The 17,577-nt window shown below is 66.5% G+C and carries 18 protein-coding genes and 1 pseudogene; 5 read left to right on the forward strand and 14 right to left on the reverse strand.

Annotation, left to right across the window (positions count from 1 at the left end):
- Positions 1-223: 223 nt before the first annotated feature.
- From ACVWWN_RS28110 to ACVWWN_RS28140, 7 genes are all read right to left on the reverse strand, one after another.
- The gene (locus ACVWWN_RS28110; protein WP_457146788.1) at positions 224-1,057 is read right to left on the reverse strand and encodes a LuxR C-terminal-related transcriptional regulator; all 834 of its coding nucleotides are present in this window, start codon (positions 1,055-1,057) and stop codon (positions 224-226) included.
- A gap of 77 nt (positions 1,058-1,134) precedes the next feature.
- Positions 1,135-2,025, reverse strand: a complete 891-nt coding sequence (bla, locus tag ACVWWN_RS28115) for a class A beta-lactamase (RefSeq protein WP_457146789.1) — start codon at positions 2,023-2,025, stop codon at positions 1,135-1,137.
- 17 nt (positions 2,026-2,042) lie between these two features.
- Entirely contained in the window at positions 2,043-3,383 is a 1,341-nt protein-coding gene (locus tag ACVWWN_RS28120) for a M16 family metallopeptidase (protein WP_457146790.1), read from the reverse strand.
- Positions 3,361-5,631: a polyribonucleotide nucleotidyltransferase gene (locus ACVWWN_RS28125; protein ID WP_457146791.1), complete on the reverse strand. Its 2,271-nt coding sequence runs from the start codon at positions 5,629-5,631 to the stop codon at positions 3,361-3,363. The genes ACVWWN_RS28120 and ACVWWN_RS28125 overlap by 23 nt, the downstream gene beginning before the upstream one ends.
- Positions 5,632-5,936: 305 nt before the next feature.
- Positions 5,937-6,773 carry a methyltransferase domain-containing protein gene (locus tag ACVWWN_RS28130; RefSeq protein WP_457146792.1) on the reverse strand — a complete coding sequence of 279 codons (837 nt, stop codon included), beginning with the start codon at positions 6,771-6,773 and terminating at the stop codon, positions 5,937-5,939.
- Between the two features lie 17 nt (positions 6,774-6,790).
- Positions 6,791-7,060 (reverse strand): 30S ribosomal protein S15, encoded by a 270-nt coding sequence (rpsO, locus tag ACVWWN_RS28135; protein ID WP_457146793.1) that lies wholly within the window; start codon positions 7,058-7,060, stop codon positions 6,791-6,793.
- Between the two features lie 110 nt (positions 7,061-7,170).
- Complete coding sequence (locus ACVWWN_RS28140; RefSeq protein ID WP_457146794.1) at positions 7,171-8,145, reverse strand: bifunctional riboflavin kinase/FAD synthetase; 975 nt, start codon at positions 8,143-8,145, stop codon at positions 7,171-7,173.
- Between the two features lie 80 nt (positions 8,146-8,225).
- Between ACVWWN_RS28140 and mntR the strand changes: the two genes are divergently transcribed.
- Together mntR and ACVWWN_RS28150 are read left to right on the forward strand one after the other, a co-directional pair.
- A complete protein-coding gene (gene mntR, locus ACVWWN_RS28145) occupies positions 8,226-8,927 on the forward strand; it encodes a manganese-binding transcriptional regulator MntR (protein ID WP_457146795.1) in 702 nt (233 codons plus the stop codon).
- A 3-nt stretch (positions 8,928-8,930) separates the two neighbouring features.
- Complete coding sequence (locus ACVWWN_RS28150) at positions 8,931-9,368, forward strand: type II toxin-antitoxin system Rv0910 family toxin (protein ID WP_457146796.1); 438 nt, start codon at positions 8,931-8,933, stop codon at positions 9,366-9,368.
- A gap of 2 nt (positions 9,369-9,370) precedes the next feature.
- Here the strand turns inward: ACVWWN_RS28150 and ACVWWN_RS28155 are convergent, their stop codons facing one another.
- Genes ACVWWN_RS28155 through ACVWWN_RS28180 form a run of 6 tightly spaced genes read right to left on the reverse strand, consistent with a single transcriptional unit; the run spans position 9,371 to position 14,664 of the window.
- Positions 9,371-11,059, reverse strand: coding sequence for an MFS transporter (locus ACVWWN_RS28155; RefSeq protein WP_457146797.1), 1,689 nt, complete (start codon positions 11,057-11,059; stop codon positions 9,371-9,373).
- Positions 11,060-11,494: a MarR family winged helix-turn-helix transcriptional regulator gene (locus ACVWWN_RS28160; protein WP_457146798.1), complete on the reverse strand. Its 435-nt coding sequence runs from the start codon at positions 11,492-11,494 to the stop codon at positions 11,060-11,062. It abuts the gene before it with no gap.
- 39 nt (positions 11,495-11,533) lie between these two features.
- On the reverse strand, positions 11,534-12,103 hold the full coding sequence (locus ACVWWN_RS28165; protein ID WP_457146799.1) for a YdcF family protein: 570 nt from the start codon (positions 12,101-12,103) through the stop codon (positions 11,534-11,536).
- 2 nt (positions 12,104-12,105) lie between these two features.
- Entirely contained in the window at positions 12,106-13,050 is a 945-nt protein-coding gene (truB, locus tag ACVWWN_RS28170) for a tRNA pseudouridine(55) synthase TruB (protein WP_457146800.1), read from the reverse strand.
- A complete protein-coding gene (pptT, locus tag ACVWWN_RS28175) occupies positions 13,005-13,682 on the reverse strand; it encodes a 4'-phosphopantetheinyl transferase PptT (protein ID WP_457146801.1) in 678 nt (225 codons plus the stop codon). Before pptT ends, truB begins: the two co-directional genes overlap by 46 nt.
- A gap of 28 nt (positions 13,683-13,710) precedes the next feature.
- Positions 13,711-14,664 (reverse strand): metallophosphoesterase family protein, encoded by a 954-nt coding sequence (locus ACVWWN_RS28180; RefSeq protein WP_457146802.1) that lies wholly within the window; start codon positions 14,662-14,664, stop codon positions 13,711-13,713.
- A 153-nt stretch (positions 14,665-14,817) separates the two neighbouring features.
- Between ACVWWN_RS28180 and ACVWWN_RS28185 the strand changes: the two genes are divergently transcribed.
- Entirely contained in the window at positions 14,818-15,402 is a 585-nt protein-coding gene (locus ACVWWN_RS28185) for a DUF3558 domain-containing protein (RefSeq protein WP_457146803.1), read from the forward strand.
- Between the two features lie 24 nt (positions 15,403-15,426).
- On the opposite strand, the gene ACVWWN_RS28190 is transcribed toward ACVWWN_RS28185, so the two are convergent.
- Positions 15,427-15,681 carry a hypothetical protein gene (locus ACVWWN_RS28190; protein WP_457146804.1) on the reverse strand — a complete coding sequence of 85 codons (255 nt, stop codon included), beginning with the start codon at positions 15,679-15,681 and terminating at the stop codon, positions 15,427-15,429.
- A gap of 26 nt (positions 15,682-15,707) precedes the next feature.
- On the opposite strand from ACVWWN_RS28190, the gene ACVWWN_RS28195 reads away from it, so the two are divergent.
- Both ACVWWN_RS28195 and ACVWWN_RS28200 read left to right on the forward strand, forming a co-directional pair.
- Positions 15,708-15,866, forward strand: coding sequence for a hypothetical protein (locus ACVWWN_RS28195; RefSeq protein WP_457146805.1), 159 nt, complete (start codon positions 15,708-15,710; stop codon positions 15,864-15,866).
- A pseudogene (locus tag ACVWWN_RS28200) lies at positions 15,841-17,565 on the forward strand (CocE/NonD family hydrolase). Before ACVWWN_RS28195 ends, ACVWWN_RS28200 begins: the two are co-directional and overlap by 26 nt.
- Positions 17,566-17,577 lie beyond the last annotated feature (12 nt).

A 17,577-nucleotide genomic window follows, 5' to 3' on the forward strand; every position in this document is an offset into this window, starting at 1 on the left:
ATCTTGCGTAGTTCACTACGCATATGAACCGATGGCGCGCCGTCCGGCTTCGAGGGGTTGCCGGTCGGCAGGGCCATCGCTTTCCCAGCCGCGACGACGCCTGAACGAACGTTCGTCGCCTGCTCTGTCCATTATCGGGCGGTGGCGTCTCCGTGAACCAACCCGTCGACGGCGGTGACCCGTTGTCCGTAGATGTCAGCGGCCGCGAGGCCGCATCCGACGCCTAAATGTCGTCGACGTTGATGATGCCGTCCTGAATCGCCCTGGCCACCAACGAGGCCTTCGTCGTGGCAGGACGCCCCACCGCGGCATATTTGGCGCGAACCCGTTGCAGATGCGTGCGGACGGTTGTCGGTGCAATGTCCAGTTGCTGCGCGACCAGGTCTTTGCTTTCGGTGCGGACCCAGGCGATCAGCACTTCCCGTTCGCGCGGCGCGAGGTTCGGCCGGCCGACCGTACCGTAGTTGTGCATCGCCCTCGCCATCCGCGGCCCGACGTACGGGGTGTCGGTGCCGGCCGCGCGGATCGCTGCCAACAGGTGATCCTTGCGCTCCGATTTGGCCACGTAGGTGCGCGCGCCTCGATCCAACGACGTGAGAATCACCTCTTCGCTCGAGGCATGCGAGTACACGATCACCTCGTGCCGACGCTGCACGAGTCGGTCGAGGACGGTGAAATCGACGCGATGATGCGCCTGTTCGAGCTCCAGGATTACAGCACCGACCCCGGGCAGAGCCGACGAGGGATGAGCCTCGAGAAACTGCTCGGCAGAGAAATAACTACCCGCGAAGCGGATCTGCGGATTCGTTCGGGAGCACCAGGACTCGATCGCCGCATGGGTGGCGTCGTGACCGTCGACCACTGCCACCGACTGCATCATGATCGGTGCGCGCGTCCCCCCAGGCGCCGCGCTGGTCCGGTCGAAGCCATGCAGAACGGCTCGGGGCGCCGTGTCGTCGGCGATGGCGCGCATGCCGATTCCGGTGAGAACTGCGCTCGTTTGCTGTCCCCGCATGTCTTTCCGTCCGTCTCGGGTGCCCGCCTGGTATTCCAGCATGGCTACTGTGCAGGGCGAACGTATGACAAGAAGGGCCGCCGAGGAATCGGGTGTTTCCCTCTAACTGGCACCCACTCTCAGAGCGAGGGCAGAACCAGAGTGACGAGCTCGCCGATCAGCGGGCGCAGGTTCTCCACCTTCGGGTTGTTGACCTGCGATTTCGTCATGATGGCGAGCAGAAGCCGCTGGCCTGCGGGTCCGTAGGCGATTCCGACGTCATTGGTGCTTCCATAGTCCCCGCTCCCGGTTTTGTCGGCGGTCGTCCACCCGGGCGGGAGCGCGGCCCGCACGCTCGAGGTCTGATTTCCCCGCATCCACCCCTCGAGCTGACTTCGCTGTGACGGTCCTAGCGCGTTTCCGGCGAGCAGACTGCGATAACCCGTCCCGAGCGCCTCCGGCGTGCTGGTGTCGCGCGGGTCGCCGGGCACGGCGGAGTTCAGCTCGGTCTCCCATCGGTCGAGCCGCGACCGGTCATCGCCGATGCTGCGCGCGAACGCCGTGATGGACGGCGGGCCCCCGATCGTCTTGAGCAGTAGGTTGCCCGCGGTGTTGTCGCTTACCTGCAGAGCCGCCTGGCACAGTTCCGCAAGCGTCATGTCGCCGCCTGCGCGCGGGCCCGTGACCGGTGAATTGGCCACCACGGCGCCCGGCTCGACGAACACCTTCTGGTCCAGCGAGAGCTCACCGTGTTCGGCCATCTGCAGCACTCGGGCCGAGGCGTAGGCCTTGAAGGTCGAGCACATCGCGAACAAGTCCTGGGCTCGATGAGACACGGTCTTACCCGAGTCGAGGTTCTGGCCATAAATGCCGACTACTGCGTTGTGACGGCGTTCCAGCGCGCCGATTCGATCTTCGATCGGCGGCAGCGGCTGGACCGGGTCCGCGAGAACCGTCTTGCTGGAACATGCGGCCGCCGTTGCGAGCGCCAGGCCGCCGAACAGTACATGTCGTCGGGATACCGAAGTCATCGCGCCTAGGTTACCGATCAGCCGGCGATGCTCCGAAGCCGCTGGGGCAATGACCTTTTGGATCGCTGCGGGCCCAGGATCGCGGCGCCGAAGGGACGCGACAACAGCTGCCGCGCGACCCCGTTCACCTCGTCGAGCGTGACCTCGTCGATCTTCGCCAGGGTCGCGGCAATGCTGCGATGCTCGCCGAAATTCAGCTCGTTGCGGCCAATGCGGTTCATCCGTGACCCGGAATCCTCGAGCCCCAGCACCAGTCCACCGCGCATCGATCCCTTGGCGATCCGGCATTCGGATTCGGTGATGCCGTCGCGGGCGACCGTTTCGAGCACGTCGATCGTCACCCGGACCACTTCGTCGAACCGTTCCGGCAGGCATCCCGCGTAAATCGACAGGGCGCCGCTGTCGGAGAAGGTGTCCACCGTCGAATAGACCGAGTACGCCAATCCTCGCGTTTCCCGAATCTGTTGAAACAGACGCGAACTCAGCCCACCACCGAGCGCATTGTTGAGCACGGACAGGGCCCACCGATGATCCCAGTGCCTGCCCGGGGTGCGCACGCCCATCGACAGATGGGTCTGCTCGCCGTCGCGGCTGACGAGTTCGAGCGTCGGCCGGCCCGGCACCTTACCGGTGCCCTTGCGCGGCGGCACCGGGTCCCGGCCATGCACCAGACGCGGCCCGAAGTACTCCCGCACCAGTCTGACGACGTCGTCGTGCTCAATGTTTCCGGCGACCGCGACGACCATCCGCTCCGGCGTGTACCGACGGAGGTGAAACGAGTGCAGCTGCGCGCGGGTCATCGCCGAGATGGAGTCGACGCTGCCGATCACCGGCCGGCCGACCGGGTGGCCGCCGAACATCGCCGACAAGAAGACGTCGCCCAGCGTGTCCTCCGGATCGTCGTCGCGCATCGCGATTTCCTCGAGCACGACGTCGCGTTCGATCTCGACGTCATCGGCGGCGCAGCGGCCCCGCAGCACCACATCGGCCACCAGGTCGATGGCCAGTTCCAGATCGGTGTCGAGCACGTGCGCGTAGTAGCAGGTGTGTTCCCTGGCGGTGAAGGCGTTCAACTCCCCGCCGACCGCGTCGACCGCCTGCGCGATCTCGACGGCCGTCCGGGTCGGGGTCGACTTGAACAGCAGGTGTTCCAGGAAGTGTGCCGCGCCCGCGACGCTCGCACCCTCGTCGCGCGACCCGACACCCACCCACACGCCGACGGACGCCGAATGCACCGACGGGATGTACTCGGTGACCACCCGCAGGCCGCCCGGCAACGTGGTACGCCGGACGGCTGCGGATTTTTCGTCGTCGCGCTGCCCGCGACGCAAGGCCCTAACTGCTGGCGGTTGCGGCATCGGCGGGCGCCGGCGCGTTCTCTTGTGCCTCTGCACCGTCTTCTTCGGCGACGAGGATCAGCGAGATCTTGCCGCGGTTGTCGATGTCGGCGATCTCCACACGCAGCTTGTCGCCGACCTTGACGACATCCTCGACCTTCGCGATGCGCTTGCCCCGGCCGAGCTTGGAGATGTGCACAAGCCCGTCACGGCCCGGAAGCAACGACACAAAGGCACCGAAATCGGTTGTCTTGACTACCGTTCCGAGGAACCGCTCACCGATCTTGGGCAATTGCGGGTTGGCGATCGCGTTGATCTTGTCGATCGCGGCCTGCGCCGCTTCGCCATTGCTGGCGCCGACGAACACAGTGCCGTCGTCCTCGATGGAGATCGACGCGCCGGTCTCCTCGGTGATCGAGTTGATCATCTTGCCCTTGGGCCCGATGACCTCGCCGATCTTGTCCACGGGCACCTTGATCGTGGTGATCCGCGGCGCGTACGGGCTCATCTCGTCGGGCTGGTCGATCGCCTCGGCCATCACTTCGAGGATGGTCAGCCGCGCGTCCTTGGCCTGCGACAGCGCCCCCGCCAGCACCTGCGACGGGATGCCGTCGAGCTTGGTGTCCAGCTGCAGCGCGGTGACGAACTCCTTGGTACCGGCGACCTTGAAGTCCATATCACCGAAGGCGTCCTCGGCGCCGAGGATGTCGGTCAGCGCGACGAAACGCCGCTCGGTGCCGCCACCCTCGACTTCGATATCGTCGGACACCAGGCCCATCGCGATGCCCGCGACCGGAGCCTTCAGCGGCACACCGGCATTCAGCAGCGCGAGCGTCGAGGCGCACACCGAACCCATCGATGTCGAACCGTTGGAGCCCAACGCTTCCGACACCTGCCGGATCGCGTAGGGGAATTCCTCGACGCTCGGCAGCACCGGTACCAGCGCGCGCTCGGCGAGCGCGCCATGGCCGATCTCGCGACGCTTGGGCGAGCCGACGCGGCCGGTCTCCCCGGTCGAATACGGCGGGAAGTTGTAGTGGTGCATGTAGCGCTTGCTGGTCTCGGGCCCCAGCGAGTCGATCTGCTGGGCCATCTTGATCATGTCCAGCGTCGTGACGCCCATGATCTGGGTCTCGCCCCGCTCGAACAGCGCGCTGCCGTGCGCCCGCGGAATCACCGCAACCTCGGCCGAGAGAGCGCGAATATCGGTGATGCCGCGACCGTCGATACGGAAGTGGTCGGTCAGGATGCGCTGACGCACAAGCTTTTTGGTCAGCGAACGGTATGCCGCGCCGATCTCCTTTTCGCGTCCGGCGAATTGCTCACCGAGCCGCTCGAGCACCTCGACCTTGATCTCCTCGGTGCGGTCATTGCGTTCCGTCTTGCCCGCGATGGTCAGCGCCTTGGACAGCTCGTCGGTGGCCACCGAGGCCACCGAGTAATAGACGTCCTCGCCGTACTCGGGGAAGACCGGGAACTCGCCGGTGGGCTTGGCGGCCCGATCCGCCAGCTCCTGCTGCGCGCTGCACAGCGCGGCGATGAACGGCTTGGCGGCCTCCAGGCCCTCGGCGACAACGGTCTCGGTCGGCGCCTGTGCGCCGCCGGCCGTCAGCTCGATGACGTTCTCGGTGGCTTCGGCCTCCACCATCATGATCGCGACGTCATCTTTTCCGTCGGCCTCGACCTTGCGGCCGGCGACGACCATGTCGAACACCGCCCGCTTGAGCTGCTCGACGGTCGGGAACGCCACCCAGGTGCCGTCGATCAGCGCGACACGCACACCGCCGACGGGACCGTTGAACGGCAGGCCGGAGATCTGGGTGGACGCCGACGCGGCGTTGATGGCCAGCACGTCGTACAGGTCGTCGGGATTCAGACTCAGGATCGTGACCACGACCTGGACCTCGTTGCGCAGGCCGGAGATGAACGTCGGGCGCAGCGGACGGTCGATCAGGCGGCAGGTCAGGATGGCGTCGGTGGACGGCCGGCCCTCTCGCCGGAAGAACGAGCCGGGGATGCGCCCGGCGGCGTACATGCGCTCCTCGACGTCGATCGTCAGCGGGAAGAAGTCGAAGTGGTCCTTCGGGCTCTTGCTGGCGGTCGTGGCCGACAGCAGCATGGTTTCGTCGTCGAGGTAGGCGACGACGGCGCCGGCGGCCTGCTGGGCGAGCCGGCCGGTTTCGAATCGGATGGTGCGGGAGCCAAAGCTCCCGTTGTCGAGCACGGCGGTGGATTCGTACACACCGTCTTCAATTTCAACTACAGACATGGACGTCCGTATGGCCTCTCTGGATTCATGTTCAGCTGTTTCGCGTCGTCACGCGCAGGATGCGAAACAGCCCCGCAGAGACACTGGCCTTGATGCGGCTACGGCCATCGATCGAAGCGGCCGGGATACCCTCCCGGCTGCCACTACCGAAGACCGCGCGATCAGGCGGGTCCTGACATGACACGCGGGAACGGCGCTCGCGGATCTGCGAGTACCGCACCCATTGTTCGCTCCAAACGGCTGGCGAACGAACTCATCTTACATTGCAGCAGGTACGCGACCCCCAACCGCGCGTCAGGAGACGCCTATACGGCTCGCCGGCCCCAGCCGCCGACCACCGTCGGCGTCGTCCACACCGCATTCGCGGCCTGGATTTCGTCGGCGAGTCGCTGTTCGAGCGTGTCCAGACCGATCTCTTCCTCGGTCGCGACACCGGAGTTCACTATCGCGTCCTTCATCGCTCGCACGACACCGACCAGGTAGGCGACGGCGGGGCGGCTGTTGGGGGGCCAGTACACCTGTAGGCCGAGCGCGTTCACATCCACGAAACCCGCCTGAGCGAACATCACGGGGAAGCGCTGCCCCACAAACGGATCGACATGGGAATGCGCGAACGCCGACCGCAGCCACTCCTGGATGCGCGAGTACAGCGCCACCTCGGGAAGCGCGCGAGACCCGCCCATGTCGTAGTCGACGGCGACGAACATTCCCCCCGGCCGCAGGTTGCGGATGTGGTGGGCCAGCACGTCGACAGCGTCGGGCAGATGCATCAGCAACAGCCGGCAGACAATGGCGTCGAACGGCTCGTCATCGGTGAAGGTGCGTGCGTCGCCATTGCGGAAGACGACATTGCGCACACCGGTTTCGGCGAGGCGCTGCTGGGCGGTGGCGAGCTGCGCGGGGTCTCGCTCGACGCCGATCACGAATCCGTCGGGCCCGACCATCTGGGCCACCTGGAAAGCGACGTCGCCGGGCCCCGACCCCAGGTCGAGAACCCGCATGCCTGGACGGACGCCGCCGCGCTCAAGGAGAAGAGCTGTCGGTTCGGCGATCATCAAGGCCTGCGTCTGCAGCCGGGCGATCTCAGCCTGGTCGCTACCAAGGACGTATTCGGAGGTGTTCGCACCTCGAGACAATTCCACTGCGGCCACGAATTGTGTCAGCGGCGCAGGCCCAGGCGTTCGATCAGCGAACGGTAGCGCGCCACGTCGACCTGAGCGACGTACTTCAGCAGCCGGCGGCGCCGGCCGACCAGCAGCAGCAGCCCCCGCCGCGAGTGGTGATCGTGCTTGTGCACCTTCAGGTGCTCGGTCAGGTCCGCGATCCGCTTGGTCAGCAGCGCGACCTGGGCCTCCGGCGAGCCCGTGTCGGTGTCATGCAGGCCGTACTGGCCCAGAATGTCTTTTTTCTGTTCGGCAGTGAGCGCCACGAATTCAACTCCATCAATCGGTCCGCGAACATCGGAGCCCTCAGGCCCTGAACAGCGCGGCCACCGCGAACTGCAGCACACGCCGGGTCGGCAGGCAGTCTAGCAGTGCATCACTGTGCAGAAAGAATCGTGCGAGCCCGTTCGGTGTCGACGCCCATCTCGGCCACCAGATCGTCCACCGAGTCGAATTTCTCCTGGCCGCGGATGCGGGCGACGAAGTCGACCGCGACGTGCTGGCCGTACAGGTCGGCGGTGGTGTCGAGGACGAACGCCTCCACAGTGCGGGTGCGGCCGCTGAACGTCGGGTTGGTGCCGACGGAAACCGCGGCCTGATACCGCTCACCGGGGATGACCGTGCCCATCACCGGACCGTGGCCCAAGACGGTGAACCAGGCGGCATACACGCCGTCAGCGGGAATGGCCGCATACATCGGCGGGGCGACGTTGGCTGTCGGGAACCCCATCACCTTGCCCCGGCCGTCACCGCGCACCACCACACCCTCGACCCGGTGCGGCCGGCCCAGCGCCTCCGCGGCGGCGACCAGGTCGCCGGCGTCCACGCAGGACCGGATGTAGGTCGAGGAGAACGTCACACTCTCGTCCTTGTGGTGTTCGGCGACCAGCGACATGCCTTCGACCGCGAACCCGAACCGATCACCGGCCTTGCGCAGCAATCCGACGTTGCCGGCGGCCTTCTTGCCGAAGGTGAAGTTCTCCCCCACCACGACTTCCACCACGTGCAGCCGCTCGACGAGCAGCTCGTGGATGTAGCGCTCGGGGGTGAGCTTCATGAAATCGGTGGTGAACGGCACCACCAGGAACACGTCGATGCCCATCTCCTCGACCAGCTCGGCGCGTCGGGTCAGGGTCGTCAACTGAGCGGGATGGCTGCCCGGGAAGACCACTTCCATCGGGTGGGGATCGAACGTCATCAACACCGTCGGCACGCCCCGGGATCGCCCCGCCTTGACCGCGTGACTGATCAGTTCCTGATGACCGCGATGGACGCCGTCGAAGACGCCGATGGTCACCACACATCGGCCCCAGTCCGTCGGGATCTCGTCCTGTCCCCGCCAGCGCTGCACAGCGCTAGCCTACGACGCGCGCATCGGCTCGGCGGCGCGAGATCCCCGGATCAGTTGATGACTGCCTAAACTTTGTTGCTGTGAGCCCTGACGGTAACCCTCGCGACCTGACGACGGTTGCCCAGGACTATCTGAAAGTCATCTGGACCGCCCAGGAATGGTCCCGGGAAAAGGTCAGCACCAAGATGCTGGCCGAGCGGATCGGCGTGTCGGCGAGCACCGCCTCGGAGTCCATCCGCAAGCTGGCCGACCAGGGCCTGGTCAATCACGAGAAATACGGCGCGGTGACGCTCACCGAGGCGGGCCGGCAGGCCGCGCTGGCCATGGTCCGCCGGCACCGGTTGATGGAAACCTTCCTGGTCCGCGAGCTGGGCTACGGCTGGGACGAGGTGCACGACGAGGCCGAGGTGCTCGAGCACGCGGTGTCCGACCGGATGCTCGACCGGATCGACGCCAAGCTGGGCCACCCCACCCGCGACCCACACGGCGATCCGATACCGGCTGCCAACGGGCAGGTACCCACTCCGGATGCGCGCCAGCTCTCGGTCTGCGCGGACGGTGACGCCGGAACCGTCGCCCGTATCTCCGACGCCGACCCTGAGATGTTGCGGTACTTCGACAGCGTCGGTATCAGCCTCGACTCGCGGCTGCGGGTGCTGGCCCGCCGCGACTTCGCCGGGATGATCTCGGTGGCTGTCGAGGGTCCCGAGGGATCGGTAGACGCGGCCACCACGGTCGATTTGGGAAGCCCTGCGGCAGAAGCGATCTGGGTGGTCGGTTAGCCGATGGCCAAGGTCGAGTTATCCCGGAAGTTGTCCCTGCGTCCCGACGATGCGTGGGCACATGTCTCCGACCTCTCAGAGCTGGGCGACTGGTTGACGATGCACCAGGGGTGGCGGTCGGATCTGCCCGACGAACTCGCGGTCGGCACGACCATCGTCGGTGTGGCGGGCGCCAAGGGGATGCGCAACCGTGTGACATGGACGATCCGGAAATACGATCCGCCGAAGTCGATCGAGATCACCGGTGACGGCGTCGGGGGCACCAAGTACAAGCTGACAATGAACGTCGCACCGACGGACGCGGGCAGTACGTTCACGGTCAGGATCGACCTCGGCGGCCGACCACTCTTCGGACCCATCGGCATCGCCGCCGCACGGGCGGTCAAGGGCGACATCGAGAAGTCGATCGAGCGGTTCGAGAGCCTCTACGCCCCATCTTGAGATCAGTCGGTTCCGCGCTCGCCGACACGCCCCCGTGCCAGTGAGGCAATTCCGGCCAACGCCGCCAAGGCAACTGACACCCCGAACACGACCATCAGCCCGTGATGGAAGGGGCCCGAGATCAGGTTCGGAAAGAACTCGCTACCAGTGATCAAATCGCGGTTCTGCGAGGGCAGATGTGTCAGCACGCCACTCGGTTCCAGCAGGTGCTCCAGCGGATTGACCCCCAGCACGGCGGCGAACAGCGTCGACACCGGCGGCAGACCCGCCACCTGCGCGGCCAGCGCATGCGGCACGCCCTGGTCCTGCAGCCCACCGGTGAGCACTCCGGGCAGGCTGGCCGCCAGGCCGACGACCATCAGCGAGAAGAACACCCCGATCGACAACGCGGTGCCGCTGTTCTGGAACGTCGCCCGCATACCCGACGCCACCCCGCGCTCGCTGGGCAGGACACTGCCCATGATGGACGACGTGTTCGGCGCCGCGAACATGCCATTGCCAACCCCGTTGAGCGCGATCAACAATGCGAACGCCCAATAGGGAAAGTTGATCGGCAGAAGCATCAACCCGACGAAGCTGAGCCCGAACAACAGCATGCCGACCGACGCGATGCCACGCGCACCGAACCGGTCCGACGACGCGCCCGCGGTCGGGCCGGCGATGAGAAATCCAGCGGTCAACGGCAACATGAAAATGCCCGCCCACAACGGGGTGTCGGCATAGTCGTAGCCGTGCAGCGGCAGCCAGATGCCCTGCAACCAGATGATCAGCATGAACTGCAGGCCGCCCTGCGCCAGGGCCGCCGCCAGCGCCCCGGCATTACCCGCACTGAACGCGCGGATCTTGAACAGGCTCAGGCGGATCATCGGTTCGGCCACCCGGGACTCGATGAGCACGAAGACGATCAGCACGACGATGCCGACCAGCAGCGTGCTCAGAACGAACGGGCTGTGCCAGCCGGTGGGATGCGCACCGCGCGGTTGTATCCCGGCGGTGATCGCGACGAGAACGGCCGACAGACCGACGGCGAAGGTGATATTGCCCCACCAGTCGATACGGCCCCGGTGCCGCTCGCCGTTGTCACGCAGCCGCCGGTAGGCCCAGACGGTGCCGAAAACGCCGACGGGCACGTTGACCCAGAACACCGCGCGCCAGTCCCACGCGGCCAGCAGGCCGCCGGCCACCAGCCCGACGAATTGCCCGGAAAGCGCCGCGACCTGGTTGAAGCCGAGCGCAAACCCTCGCCGGTCGGGCGGGAATGCGTCGGTGAGGATTGCCGCCGAGTTGGCCATCAGCATCGATCCGCCCACGGCCTGCAATAGTCGCCAGCCGATCAGCCACTGTGCCGCCGCTGAACCATCGAAGGGGTCGAACGAGAGCAGCACGGACGCGACGGTGAACACGGTGAAGCCCAGGTTGTAGACCCGCACCCGGCCGAACATGTCGCCGATGCGGCCCAGGGTGACCACCAGCACCGACTGAACCAGCCGATAGCCCATGATCATCCACAGCAGATAGGTGATGTTGGCCGGTGCCAACGGGTCCAGGTGGATGCCGCGGAAGATCGCGGGCAGCGAGATGATGACGATCGACCCATCGAGCGCCGACATGAAGACCGCCGCGGTGGTATTGGTCAACGCCACCCAGCGGTAGTTGTCGCGGGTTTCGGTTTCCTGCTGTCGGGTCGCCATCTACAGGCGGTATGCGAGTCGTTCGATCAACGGGACCGCGGCGGCCAGTTGATCGAGTTCGGATTCGGTGAAGTCCGCGAGCCCACGGGCGAGTTGTTCGATGCGGGCATTGCGGCGCCTGTTGAGCTCGCGTCTGCCGGAGGCGCTGATCGACAAGAGGATTCGCCTGCCATCGTGGGGGTCGGGCTGACGTTTGACGAAGCCGCGCGCCTCAAGCGCACTCAGTGTGGCCCCCATCGACTGCGGGCTGATCTGCTCCAGTCGGGCCAGATCGGCGGAGGCGGCGGGACCACCGCGATCGAGACGTCCCAGGGCCGCCGTTTCCGGGAAGCTCAGTTCGCCGTCGACCGGTGTCTGGCGGAGCCGTCGACGCAGCATTCCCACGCACAACAGCAGCGCTCTCGCCACATCCTCAGTCTGTCTGTCGATGACCATATCGATCAGGCTAGACTTATCAGTTGCTCCTGATCAACTTCATCTGCGGACCACGGCCATCAACGGCTTGAGCCAGAAGAGTTCGCCCGGGCGGTAGTCACATCCCCTGCGGAGGCGACCGCCGATCGCCCTGTCCTGCAGCCAGATGTACCGCCGGGCTCTGCGCGCATGAAAGGTGTTGGAGGCGACGACCACTGGCCCCGGACCGATCAGCGGCAAAGCGTTCTCGATGTTCTGCCACGTCGTCTGCGAGCATCCTTCGACGACGACCGAATCCCGCGGCAGGCCCAGGCTCACCGCGTGATCGGCCATCACCGCCGCCTCTGAGCGCGCGCTTCCCCGGGTGATCCCGCCACAGAAGATGACGGTGTCGCCGCGGCGGTAACACCGTAGGGCAATGCGGATCCGGTGGCGCTGCACCCACGACGGCGAACCGTCGGGCGCGGACGGACAGCCGAGCACGACGACCGTCTTCGTGCCGGATTCGTCGAACCGCGGGGCACGCCACGGCAGGTACTGCCTGCTGGCCCGCCACGCCGCGAACTCGCCAAGGAGGACCGCGCCCACGGCGCCCGCCATGGCTGCATACACCGCTCGTGGGCCGGACATGACTAGCGAGCGTCGAGCGTCGCCGGTCGCAGCACCACCACCGGCTTCGTGCGATTCGCCTCGTCGGCAAGTAGTGCGATGACACGCCCGTCCGGTCCGATTGCCGCGTAGACCCCTTCGATGCCCGCGGGTTTCAGCGGGCGTCCGTGCCGGGTGTGCTCCACCTCGTCGGCGGTCAGGTCGCGGTGCGGGAAAGACTGCAGGCACGCCTCATCGAGGCTGTAGGACAGCCGCGGCAGGTCGGCGAGTTCGTCGAGGCTGCGGGCCTCCGCCAAACCCACCCGGCCGACCCGGGTGCGCCGCAGCGCCGTGAGATGCCCGCCGACCTTCAGGGCTGAGCCGATGTCGCGGGCCAGCGCGCGAATATAGGTGCCGCTGGAACAGTCGACCGCGACGTCGACGTCGACGAAGCCGTGCAGACCTTCGGGCTGGCGCCGGATCGCCAGCACGTCGAACCGCTCGATGTGGACGCGACGCGGGGCGAGCTCGACGGGTTGTCCCTCTCGCGCCAGGAGGTAGGCCCGCTTGCCGCCGATCTTGACCGCGCTGATCGCAGAGGGGATCTGGTCGATGTCGCCGCGCAGCGCCGCGACGGCGCCGTGGATCTGGTTGCCGTCGATGTGCTGCGCCGGAACCGTGCGCAGCACTTCGCCTTCGGCATCGTCGGTGGAGGTCGCCTGACCCAGCCGCATCGTGGCATCGTAGGACTTGTCCGTCGCGGTGAGTTGGCCCAGGATCTTGGTGGCCCGATCGATGCCGACGATCAGCACTCCGGTGGCCATCGGGTCCAGCGTCCCGGCATGCCCGACCTTTCGGGTGCCGAAGATGCGCCGGCAGCGGCCGACGACGTCGTGGCTGGTCATTCCCCGCGGCTTGTCGACGACCACGAGTCCAGGGTCGGTCACAGTACGATCGCCGTCAGCGTCAAGCCGTCTCGCACCAACCATCGACCCGACAGCGTTTCCAGTGGCGGCCCGCTCAGAGCGGCCGGATCGATCAGGATGCGCGACACGAACCCACCGGCCGTGCCGGAGTCGTCGACGTCGAAGGTGATGTGCGCGTCTTCGAAGCCCAGCCAGCGGTGAGTCACCGGATACCACGCCTTGTACGTCGCTTCCTTGGCACAGAACAGGATTCGGTCCCAGTGCAATGCCCCCGGCAGGGCATGGATGGCGCTGCGTTCTTCGGGCAGGCTGATCGCGTCGAGCACACCGTTGGGCAGCACACCGTGGGGTTCGGCGTCGATACCCATCGAGCGGACATCGCCGTGGCGGCCGACGGCGGCGCCCCGGAAACCCTCGCAGTGCGTCAGGCTGCCGACCACCCCGTCGGGCCAGCACGGTTCACCCTTGTCCCCCTTGAGGATCGGCGCCGGTGGCACTCCCAGCTCACTCAACGCCATACGCGCGCAATACCGGACGGTGATGAACTCATTGCGCCGTTTCACCACCGATTTGGCGATCAACGGCTCTTCTTCGGGCAACGGCGCCAGTTCCGGCGGGTCGGTGTACATCTCGGCGGCGGCAAGCTGATGCGAAGAAGCCGGCAACACCTCCGAGAGCAGAGCTGCGTTGCTCATGATCGTCTGTTCTTCGCGCAAGCGCTCATCACCTCGCCTGCCTGTCCTTGATGCGCTGCTGGATCTTCTCGGCACTATCCCGCATGTCCGGAGTGATCTCGAAGTGGCCGCCGAACTCGTTGAGGTATCCGGCCGGATACTTGGGATCGGGCAGCACCTGCCGCAGCCATCGATATGGCTTGCGGCGCCGCCACTCCCGCGGGTAACCCACCGAGACCTCTTCGTGCCGAACACCGTCGTACCACGTGGTGCGGGGAATGTGCAGGTGCCCGTAGACAGAGCAGACGGCGTTGTAGCGGGTGTGCCAATCGGCGGTCGCTGTGGTGCCGCACCACAGCGAGAATTCCGGGTAGAACATCGCGTCGCAGGGCTCCCGGACCAGCGGAAAATGGTTCACCAGCACGGTCGGCGTCATCCAGTCGAGGTCTTCGAGTTTCTTGCGCGTGTGGGCGACCCGGTCGCGACACCACGCGTCGCGCGTCGCATACGGCTCCGACGACAGCAGAAACTCGTCTGTGCCGACCACGTTGCGCTCGCGTGCGATCGCCAGCCCCTCGGCCTTGGTGGCGGCGCCCTGCGGCAGGAAGGTGTAGTCGTAGAGCAGGAACATCGGCACGATGGTGGCCGGGCCGCCTTCTTCATTCCACACCGGGAAGGGGTGTTCGGGGGTGAGGATCCCCATCTCGTCGCACATGTTGACGAAGTAGTCGTAGCGCGACTGCCCGAAGATCTGCATCGGATCCCGGTTGGTGGTCCACAGCTCGTGGTTTCCGGGGACCCAGATGACCTTGGCGAACCTCTTGCGCAGGAGATCCAGCGCCCAGCGGATCTCGTCGGTGCGCTCGCCGACGTCTCCCGCGACGATCAACCAGTCGTCGGGAGACACGGGATGCAGCGCTTCGGTGATCGGCTTGTTGCCGGTGTGACCCGTATGGAGGTCGCTGATCGCCCACAGCGTCGGGCGTCTGTCGTCGCGTGTCACAACCGACCAGCGTACTTGCGGCGGCCCGCACACCCCGTCCGGCAACTAGAACCTGTTCTCATTTTCTCGCCGGACGCGGGTCGGGGGCCGCTACACTCCCCGCAGGGTCGGGCGCATGCCGGCGGCTCGGCCGCCATGACAACAGGGGGTGGGATGGTCGCCAGGTTGCGACTGCTGTCGGCGCTGTGTGCGCTGGTCACGGCGGTTGTCGTGGTCTGGCAGACCAATCCGGTCGGCGCCGTAGGCAGCCACACCGTCGAGTTGAGATCGACGGCGGCGCCCCTGTCCGATGTCTCGACGACGATCAAATGGCCGGTGGTCGAAACGGTCAACCCGCGACCATTCGACCCGTGCCAGGACATTCCCCTCGATGTGATCCAGCGGATCGGGCTGGCATTCACACCGCCCACGCCCGAGGACAGCCTCCGTTGCCATTACGACGCCGGCAACTACCAGATGGCCGTCGAGGCGTTCGTCTGGCGCACCTACGAGGCGACCATCCCGGCCGATGCGCTCGAGATGGACATCAACGGCCACCGCGCCGCGCAGTACTGGATCATGAAGCCCACCGACTGGAACGACCGCTGGTGGATCACCTGCATGGTCGCGTTCAAGACCAGCTATGGCGTCATCCAGCAGTCGCTGTTCTACTCACCGATCGAATCGGCCGACAACCCCGACTGCCTGCAGACGAATCTGCAGCGCGCGCATGAGCTGAGCCCGTACTACGTCTACTAGTCATCTCTACCGGTCACGCCAGGCTCAGCAGGACGGCGACGACGTCGAACGCCGGGGCTCGCTCAGACCAGACTCGTACACCGGATCGAGGATCTGCTCGCGACTCCCCTGATCGGCCAGACTGCGCCCGATCTCCGGCCCGATGGCCATGCCCCGTGCCCCAGCGCGAATGTCGTCATGTGATTCCGAACGCCGCTGCGCCACCAGTTTGTCCACTAAGGAGCCGAGCGACCCGACCTTCGTCAGCGTCGACGAACGCATCCGTTTCGGCCGAGACACCGCGGTGGGCGGATAGCCAGCAACGGTTGGCCGCCTGCCTTCTCGACGTGCTGTGTAACCTGCCGAGCTACGAGCGGCTCGTCGGCGCATGGGGCGTCGACGGCACCGACGTGACCCGTGCGGTGCAGTGGCTGATGGCCACGGTGGTCGAGGCGATCGATGGCGACAATCCTCCCCCTGCGTAACCTCGGTCAGGTGACTGCCGTTTCTACCGCCGCCCCGTCGTCACCTCCCCGCTCGCGGATCAGGCAATTCACCGGCCGCGCCGTCGCGGGCCTCCTGCGCCTGCCACCGCAAACCACCGACTTCACCGTCCACCGGCGATTGCGCGTGCCGATGCGCGACGGCGTGGAGTTGCTCGCCGAACACTACGAGCCTGCGACATCGACGCCCGCGGGCACGCTGCTGGTGCGCGGACCGTATGGCCGCGGGTGGGCGTTCGCCCGACTGTATGCAGGCGCCTACGCCACACGCGGCTACCACGTCGTGTTCCAGAGCGTCCGCGGAACCTTCGGCTCAGGCGGCGAATTCACGCCGATGGTCAACGAGATGGCCGACGGAGCGGACACCGCGGTGTGGCTGCGCGACCAGCCGTGGTTCACGGGTTCGTTCGCCACCATCGGGCTGTCGTACCTCGGCTTCACCCAGTGGGCGCTGCTCACCGATCCTCCGCCGGAAATGAAGGCGGCGGTGATCGTCGTCGGTCCGCACGACTTCAATGCCTCGTCGTGGGGCACCGGCTCGTTCTCGCTGAACGACTTCCTGGGCTGGAGCGACATGGTCGCCCACCAGGAGGACCCGGGCAGGGTCAGCGCGCTCGTCCGGCAGGTGCGCTCGCGTCGCGCTGTGGCGCAGGCCGCGAACGGCCTGCCGCTCGGCGAGTCGACCAGGGCACTGCTCGGCGCCGGTGCACCCTGATTCGAGTCCTGGCTCGAGCACCCCGACGCCGGCGATGCATTCTGGGCGACCCTAAACGCCACCAAAGCCCTTGACAGCAGCGAAGTTCCGATACTGCTTATCGGCGGCTGGCAGGACCTCTTCCTCGAGCAGACGCTGGCGCAGTATCAGCGGTTGACCGGCCGCGGCGTACCGACCGCACTGACCGTGGGGGCCTGGACACACTCCAACTTGATGGCGAAAGCCGCACCCATGGTGCTCCGTGAGACATTGGCCTGGCTGCACACGCATCTCGGCGACGACGGTGCCATCGCGGGTCGCAGCCCGGTACGCATCGAGGTCAACCACCATGGCTGGATCGACCTGCCCGACTGGCCGCCCGCCATGCCCGAGCGCGTCCTGTATCTGCAGCCGGGCAACCGCCTCGGCGACGCGGCGCCGGCTGCCGACGCGCATCCGTCGACATTCACCTACGACCCCAACGACCCCACACCCACCATCGGCGGTCGTCTGCTCTCTCCGGAGGGCGGCTATCGCACCGACACCAAGCTGTCGCTGCGGGCCGACGTCCTGACCTTCACCGCCGACCCGCTGCACTCGGATCTCTACGTCGTCGGCACCCCGGTGATCGAACTCGCGCACACGTCCGACAACCCCCACAACGACGTCTGGGTCCGCGTCAGCGAGGTCGACAGCAAGGGCCGATCGCGCAACGTCAGCGATGGATTCCGTAGGCTGACAGTCGATTCCGGTACGTTGCGGATAGACCTTGACCCCGTGGCACATCGGTTTCGGGCCGGATCGCGAATCCGGGTCCTCATCGCCGGTGGTTCGCATCCGCGGTTCGTCCGCAATCTGGGCACCGGCGAACCCGTCATCACGGGCCGCGAGTTGCGCCCGGCGAGACACACCATTCACCTCGCCGAAGGCGGCACTTCGCGGCTGGTCTTGCCGGCCGGACCGCAACCGCCGTCGCCGGCTACCTGACGCACCGGTCGA

The sequence above is a fragment of the Mycobacterium sp. URHB0021 genome (assembly GCF_054057895.1).